This window comes from Azoarcus taiwanensis (assembly GCF_012910885.1).
GTDB lineage: Bacteria > Pseudomonadota > Gammaproteobacteria > Burkholderiales > Rhodocyclaceae > Azoarcus_F > Azoarcus_F taiwanensis.
Genome location: NZ_WTVM01000174.1, coordinates 1 through 6,714 on the forward strand (window position 1 = coordinate 1; position 6,714 = coordinate 6,714).

The window sequence follows — 6,714 nt, forward strand, 5'->3', positions numbered from 1 at the left end:
CCTCGGGTCCAGGACAGCTTCCACATCGAACACCACTGATTCCCTTTCCATCTCTGACTCCTTCAAGTCGATGGGTGGGGAAAATTCGATTACCACAGGTGGGGATTATTGGATTACCGCTGACAGAAATCGCCCGGATGTACCAGAGCCGCACTTTGCAGAACGCGGCACTCGCCGCCAGGGGACGCCTGGCGCTGCACGACGGACGGGAAGACGAAGCCATCCAGCTGCTGAGCGAGGCCATGCTCGAATGGATCTCGCTGCGAATGCCCTTCGAGGCGGCAAGTCTGCGCATCGAACTCGCAGCAGCGCACCGCGCCGCCGGTGACAACAAAACGGCCGACCGCGAACTCGACCCCGCATGCCAGGCCTTCGAGGACCTCAACGCCACACCCTGGGCGGAACTGGCGCGCAAGCATCTCCCGGCGAAGCCGGCGCGGCAGGATGTCGACCCCGAGCGTTGCGTTTTCCGCCTCGAAGGAGAGATGCGAACAGTCACCTTCGGCGCCACCACCGTTCGCCTGAAAGACCTCAAGGGGATGCGCTACCTGGAGCGCCTGCTGGCGGAACCCGGCCGGGACTTTCATGTTCTCGACCTGGTGGCGGTGGAGCGCGGCGCGCTCCCCGTCGGCGCATCATCCGACGCGCCCCCGGTCGATGCGCAATGCGGACTGGAGGTGTTCGACTCCAAGGCCCGCGAGGCTTACCGGCAGCGCCTCGCCGAAACCGAAGAGGATATCGCCGAGGCCGAGGCGAACAACGATCTACACCGCGCGGAACTCGCGCGCGCCGATCGCCAGTTTCTGGTTGACGAACTCTGCCGCGGCGTCGGCCTGAATGGTCGCGCCCGCACCGTCGGTGGCGGCCTGGAGCGCGCCCGCACCAGCGCCACCCGCTCGCTTCGCTATGCCCTCAAACGCATCGCGCGGCATCATCCGAGTCTCGGCGAGCACCTGACGCGAACGATACACACCGGCACCTATTTCATCTACCAGCCCGACCCTCGCGTGCCATTGCGCTGGAAGATATGAGATTGGCGCAAGGCTTGGCGTTCAAGCAAATGCTCCGTTTCCAGGTCTGATCGCCCGCGCTCCTTTGCTCCGACCAGCGCCTTACCCGGTGCGGCGCTTCATGCGATACCCTTGTGACCTATGCCGAAGTAATGGGGCGGAGGATCGGATGCGTATCGAAGGCAAACTCGCAAAATGGAACGATGACCGAGGCTTCGGTTTCATCCAGCCCTCGGAGGGTGGTCCGGAGGTCTTCGTCCACATCTCCGCGTTTCCCCGCGACGGCCAACGTCCTCAGCTTGGAGAGCGCCTGCTCTTCCAGATCCGGGTGGAAGAGGGCAAGAAGAAAGCGCAGAGCGTCGTCTGCCCCGACCGCCGTACGCAAGCCCCCGCAAGGCCACGCCATGCACAGCAACGTCATCGCCCGGGCCCACGAAGCGGTCTCTTCGGTCGCCTCGTACCCGTGCTGCTGCTCGTTGCGCTGGTCACCTACGGTTACGGCCTCTACAGCGAACGCAGCGCGAGCCGCTACGCGGCCAGCTCCCCTGTCCCGCCCCGTTCAGCCCAAGCCGTCCAAAGCAGCTTCGAAGTGTCCTCATTCCGCTGCGACGGCCGCCAGTACTGTTCGCAGATGACCTCCTGCGAAGAAGCGAAGTTCTTCCTCCGCAACTGCCCGAACGTGAAGATGGACGGCGATGGCAACGGTATTCCGTGCGAACAGCAGTGGTGCGGCTCCGGATTTCGGTGAGGCTGGATAGCTTCGACCATGGAATTGTTGTGATCGATTCGTCGATCACACGAGAAGGCTGCAGAGCGCCGGACTCCAACGGTTGCCGGGTTTGCCCCAAGTTGCGACGCTTTTCGCAGCGGGGTTCGATCGTGTAAGGGCTTGAGCTATATGACTTTGTGTGTATTGTGGTGCAGTGGAATATCCGGCAGCATCCCAAATATTCGTCATTCTTGACCTCTGCAACACCATGGGCATTGACTTTGCCACTCTCCTACCAAGCTGAAAGGAACGGTAATGACTGACTTATACAAAGTGTGTCTCGACATTGAGGGAAACGACAAAGGTCTCGCAATAACGACCGTTGCTGCCGATGACGAACCCGGCGCGGTCGAAAAGGCGAAAGCTCATGTTGGGTCTATGAATCAAAACTATAGGAATAGAAGAATTGACGTAGTCTGGAGCAAGAAGGTCGGAAGAAAGGGCTGTATCACAGATGGGTATATCCCGAGAACCTAATGCAATCCAGAGCCTTTCTGCCTTCGCCAAGCAAATTGCCTTTTTCGCCTTTCGCCGGCAACGCCGCCGTGCCAGCCCCGACTTTTCTCCGTTCGCGCCGCCCATCTTCTTCGCGTACGCCTATGCCCAACCCGGCAGTCGAGCGGACCTACGCGAAAAGTCGCGCAGGCCGATCACTTCTGCGTAATTTTTTATAAAAAGAATATAGGGCAGCACTATGGCAAGAGAAAAAAAGGTTGGGATTGGTGCGGTGAATATCACGATGCACCCTCATAGCCCAGACTTATACGCTCAGCTGATCAAAGATGCGAAAAAACTGAAGTGCTTTTCACGTCTATCGAAAGACAAAGCTGGATTAATCGCTTCGGTCTACTATCACGACAAGTCAAAGGGAAGAAGTTCCCCGCTGACCGGCGATCTTTATAGATTTAGTGATATCGATCTTGAGGGGAACTGGTTCAACACTCAGACGAATCAACATGCAGAAGAGAATGACCTGAAAGGTGTGTCCATTCCCGAGCATCTAAAACCGAACTCATCGCGATTCTCCTACATATTTTTTCCCGAAACCCACGTTCTTTTCTACGAGTCTTACTACGATGGCCATAGCTTAAGCAATCGTAGTGTTTTAAAGCTCATCGAAGGATCATTAAATGATCCGAGGTTGGTTCAAAAGTATGGGGTGGTTGACGTAACAGTTATTCCATCTAGGTAACACCTCTCTAAGGCCTTGTCCATCGCTCGAATGGACAAGCTTACAATTCTAATTAAGCGCCCAAACCCTGATAGTCATAAGAAAGCAGAAAGAAAAGTTCTTGAAAGGCTAAACGCGCAGAATATTGCGAAATACCAACATGAACTGACCTCGATCCCAGGTGCCAGTATCGCTCCTGATCCGGATACAAGAACACTCGCTCAGGTGGCGGCGAGAAACGGGTTGGTTCATGTCAAGGGGCGAGATAACACTGATCATCCTGTTGAGTACAACACCGTCGATCATCCATGGCAGCATTCGGAGTATTACGATCCAAGTGTTGAGACTGCGTACAACACATTCGCCAATGCAGTATTTGCGGTTCGCGAGGATGTTGAAAGCTGGATCGTCGAAGAAGATGAATGAAAGCGTTCTAGCGAGATATTGGAGATCTTACGGTGGCGCAAGAGCTCTGTTCAGTTCTGGTTACTTATACTCTGCCTTTTTTCTGTCGGCTGCGATGGCTCCAGCTTGGATCAATAATCCATGGCATGAAACCGTACTGTCGGTCATGCCCAATGTCTTGGGCTTTTCACTAGGTGGCTATGCGCTATTGGTGGCAATAGGTGACGAGAGTTTTCGCTCGCTGATTAGCGGCGAAGATGAAGATGGCGAGCCATCTCCATATATGGAGGTTAACGCTGCATTCGTCCACTTTATTCTCATGCAGTTAGCTTCTGTTATTTGCGCGCTGTTTTCGTCCGCATACTATTTTAAACTTGATCCGAATGGTCGAGTCGCAGGGGTTATTAACGATCTCTGCATTCCGCTAGATAAGTTAGTGCTCGTAGGGAATTTTCTCGGCTACAGTGTGTTCATATATGCATTGTTAACCGCGATTGCAGCCACTTTGGCAATTCTTAGAGTCTCATCATGGTATGACCTTATGCATACTGATCGAATCAAGAAGGAAAAACAACGTAGCAATCAGGTCAGCAAGGATGCTTCGCGCTGACGCGCGCGCCCTTGCTACCTGTGGCGTTGTCAGTCAAAAGGGGAGGCGCTTTGGAGCTGAAGGACTTTGTTAAGGCGACCCTGGAACAAATCGTTGAAGGGGTTGCCGCTGCTCAAGAAACTATTGAGGCGCGCGGAGGTATCGTTAATCCTTCGAACATGAGCTTCCTGAAGGATGGATCGTGGAGCAAGTATAGGCATGCCATGCCTCAGGAAGTCATCTTCGATGTGGCGCTCACCAGCACAGATAGACGAGGCTCTTCGGAGGGAATCGGAGTTTTTCTCGGGAGCATCAGTTTGGGAAAGAAGAGCGATTCCGGAGTCGAGCGGGTTGCAATGACCAAGGTCAAGTTCTCGGTTCCCTTAGTCCTGCCGCCAGGCCAAAAGCTGTATGACGTATAACAGGTTTGTCGAGAGGGAAATGCAACGGCAGGGCGCCGCGAGGCACGCTCTTGATCGTACGCCTCGCGGCGCCCTGTCGTTGTATGCCGCTCACCGCCAACGTTATAGCAATCAATTAATTGGATGGAAGAATGGAAGTAGAGAAATTGAAAATTGGCCACTATAGAAGTATATCCATTTATTTTATGGCGATTCTAGGTGGGCAGATTACGCTGTTGGGTTCGCTGTTTAGTGATTATCCTCAAAGGGGTTTCGCTATAGCCGCTATCTTTTTTATGCTCCTAGCTAGCCTTGCAGCGTTTTCAATTTCTGATGTTGCAGTGAAAAGGGTCTCGCCAACGCTCAATTTTAAGAATCGTTTCTGGAAATGGTTGTATGGGTTGGGTTCAACTACAAATGAAGTGGAGTATGTAAAGTCAGTGGTATCTGCAATACTGTTTGCATGTTCTATTGGCTTTTATTTGTGGTTTGTTTTAGGTGGTCTATAGCTCCAGCAAAACGCAGCACTCGCGTTCGCTGGTCGCTGTGGGGCGCCATGGCGCTACGCAGCTTGGCGCCCGTGTGCCTTGCGTTATGTGTGTTGAGGAGCAAGCATGGAAAGCGAGGGCAAGTTCCACCTGATCGTTGTCACACTCACGGTCGCACTAATGTTTGCGGGGATCACGTGGGTGAGTACGAAGACAAACTTGCCGGCGCAGAATTATCTAGTGTCGTTGTCGGTATCTGTACTAGCTTCAATCGGCACATATTTTTCCACTAGCAGAGTTCTGAGGTGGCTTCTTAGACGCAACAAGCAAGTCCGACGAATTATTCTCGGCCCCTCCTACCTCGATGGAACCTGGGTTGGCTATCTCGTCGACGAGGATAAGCAGGTCTTTCTGATCGTCGAGCAATATGAACAGGATGTTGATGGTTTGGTGATTAGAGGTTCCTCATACAACTTGGAAGAAACCAGGGAGTCCAGGTGGGTATCTAAGATGTGTAACCTCGAGCCTAAGAAGGGTCTGATAAGCTACAGTTTCGAGTGCGTAACGATTAGAAGGGGCATCACCTTTGAGGGCTTTGGAGATTTTCAGCTGTGTAGGACGGCAAAGACTGAGCCTGCGGTGGAAATACAAGGCCTAATTTACGATTTTATATCGAGCTCAGAGAATGCGAAATTGGTTGAGGAAATCAAGCTCGAGTCGAATGTACTTGAGTTTGAAGCGGTGAGGAAAGCTAAGGAGTTCTGGCGGGAGCGAGCAATGAACAGGGGCGCATAACATGGTGGCCGGCCGCGCTCCCTTCGCTCGCTGGGCGCTGCGCGATAGAGCCACACAGTGCCGCTCAGCTCAACGTTAGACCCAACAAAGGACGCTCCCGATGAGGTTCCTGCTACCGTCGGCAGGGATCATTGTCGGGATCATCCACCTACTCCCGCTCGCCGGGGTGTTGGGAGCAGATCGGTTGGCATCGCTGTACGGGATCGCGTTCGATGAGCCGAAGACCGTCATCCCGATGCGCCACCGCGCGGTGTTGTTCGGCCTGCTTGGGGATTTCTGACCTACGCCGCGTTCAGGCCGAACTTTCAGCTGGTAGCCTTGATCGCTGGCTTCATTAGCGTCTTGTCGTTCCTCTACTTGGCTTTGGCCATTGGGGGCTACAACGACCAGGTCGCTCGTGTCTTTGCGGCTGACCTTGTGGCGATGGCCTGTCTAGCCGTGGGAGCGGTTGCTTATGCGCTTGCACGTCGCCGCGCCTAACTTCGCGGTTGGGCGGAACACGCCAGCTGGCGTCGCCGCGTCCAGCGAGCTTGGGTGTTATCGTGTGTGTGCGTCTGAACGTACGTGCGGGAAAGCGTGCAGTCCGCGGTAAGTTGAACACGCAAGAGGTGCGTCATGAACGGAATCACAGCAACTGAGGCGCGCAGCAACCTTTATCGGTTGATTGACGAGGCCGCCGAATCCCACCAAACAATCGTCATCATGGGTAAGCGGAACAAGGCTGTCCTGATTTCCGGGGAAGACTGGTCTGGAATTCAGGAAACGCTTTACCTGCTCTCCCTACCGGGTATGCGGGAGTCTGTTCGTGAGGGAATGGATACCCCCGTGGATGAATGCGATGAGGAATTGGACTGGTGACATGGAAGTTGGTTTACACCAAACTAGCCCAGAAGGACGCAAAGATACTGGCCTCCAGCGGCCTCAAGCCAAAGCCCCGGGAATGGTTGGAACTGATTGCAGGGCACCTCGAATAACGCGAGGTTTTCGTTGAATCCCGCCGCCAAACAATGACAGCGACCGAACTCGGTTCAATTTCTCCGGCAAATCACCGCTTTTCTCTGCGGTGTCGCCCCGTTTTCTCTTCGA

At 54.1% G+C, this 6,714-nt stretch carries 8 protein-coding genes and 1 pseudogene; all 9 read left to right on the forward strand.

Going from position 1 to position 6,714, the window contains the following annotated elements:
- The first annotated feature begins 137 nt into the window (after window positions 1-137).
- The 9 genes and pseudogenes from GPA21_RS18395 (at window position 138) to GPA21_RS18440 (ending at window position 6,486) form a co-directional block, all read left to right on the forward strand.
- Window positions 138-1,031: a hypothetical protein gene (locus tag GPA21_RS18395; RefSeq protein WP_211163691.1), complete on the forward strand. Its 894-nt coding sequence runs from the start codon at window positions 138-140 to the stop codon at window positions 1,029-1,031.
- A 148-nt stretch (window positions 1,032-1,179) separates the two neighbouring features.
- A complete protein-coding gene (locus tag GPA21_RS18400) occupies window positions 1,180-1,758 on the forward strand; it encodes a cold shock domain-containing protein (RefSeq protein ID WP_168989554.1) in 579 nt (192 codons plus the stop codon).
- 715 nt (window positions 1,759-2,473) lie between these two features.
- Window positions 2,474-3,376, forward strand: a pseudogene (locus GPA21_RS21065) (DUF4747 family protein).
- Window positions 3,369-3,965, forward strand: coding sequence for a hypothetical protein (locus GPA21_RS18415; protein ID WP_211163692.1), 597 nt, complete (start codon window positions 3,369-3,371; stop codon window positions 3,963-3,965). Before GPA21_RS21065 ends, GPA21_RS18415 begins: the two are co-directional and overlap by 8 nt.
- 50 nt (window positions 3,966-4,015) lie before the next feature.
- Window positions 4,016-4,366 carry a hypothetical protein gene (locus tag GPA21_RS18420; RefSeq protein WP_168989557.1) on the forward strand — a complete coding sequence of 117 codons (351 nt, stop codon included), beginning with the start codon at window positions 4,016-4,018 and terminating at the stop codon, window positions 4,364-4,366.
- Between the two features lie 131 nt (window positions 4,367-4,497).
- On the forward strand, window positions 4,498-4,854 hold the full coding sequence (locus GPA21_RS18425) for a hypothetical protein (protein WP_168989558.1): 357 nt from the start codon (window positions 4,498-4,500) through the stop codon (window positions 4,852-4,854).
- Window positions 4,855-4,959: 105 nt separating this feature from the next.
- A complete protein-coding gene (locus tag GPA21_RS18430) occupies window positions 4,960-5,628 on the forward strand; it encodes a hypothetical protein (RefSeq protein WP_168989559.1) in 669 nt (222 codons plus the stop codon).
- A 100-nt stretch (window positions 5,629-5,728) separates the two neighbouring features.
- Window positions 5,729-5,908, forward strand: a complete 180-nt coding sequence (locus GPA21_RS20695) for a hypothetical protein (RefSeq protein WP_211163693.1) — start codon at window positions 5,729-5,731, stop codon at window positions 5,906-5,908.
- 335 nt (window positions 5,909-6,243) lie between these two features.
- On the forward strand, window positions 6,244-6,486 hold the full coding sequence (locus GPA21_RS18440; RefSeq protein WP_168989560.1) for a type II toxin-antitoxin system Phd/YefM family antitoxin: 243 nt from the start codon (window positions 6,244-6,246) through the stop codon (window positions 6,484-6,486).
- Window positions 6,487-6,714: the final 228 nt, after the last annotated feature.

What these genes read in the sequence shown, in the direction of transcription:
- GPA21_RS18430 (WP_168989559.1), top strand. Translation starts at nt 4,960, where the DNA reads ATGGAAAGCGAGGGCAAGTTCCACCTGATCGTTGTCACACTCACGGTC.
- GPA21_RS18425 (WP_168989558.1), top strand. Translation starts at nt 4,498, where the DNA reads ATGGAAGTAGAGAAATTGAAAATTGGCCACTATAGAAGTATATCCATT.
- GPA21_RS18440 (WP_168989560.1), top strand. Translation starts at nt 6,244, where the DNA reads ATGAACGGAATCACAGCAACTGAGGCGCGCAGCAACCTTTATCGGTTG.
- GPA21_RS18395 (WP_211163691.1), top strand. Translation starts at nt 138, where the DNA reads ATGTACCAGAGCCGCACTTTGCAGAACGCGGCACTCGCCGCCAGGGGA.
- GPA21_RS18415 (WP_211163692.1), top strand. Translation starts at nt 3,369, where the DNA reads ATGAATGAAAGCGTTCTAGCGAGATATTGGAGATCTTACGGTGGCGCA.
- GPA21_RS18400 (WP_168989554.1), top strand. Translation starts at nt 1,180, where the DNA reads ATGCGTATCGAAGGCAAACTCGCAAAATGGAACGATGACCGAGGCTTC.
- GPA21_RS20695 (WP_211163693.1), top strand. Translation starts at nt 5,729, where the DNA reads ATGAGGTTCCTGCTACCGTCGGCAGGGATCATTGTCGGGATCATCCAC.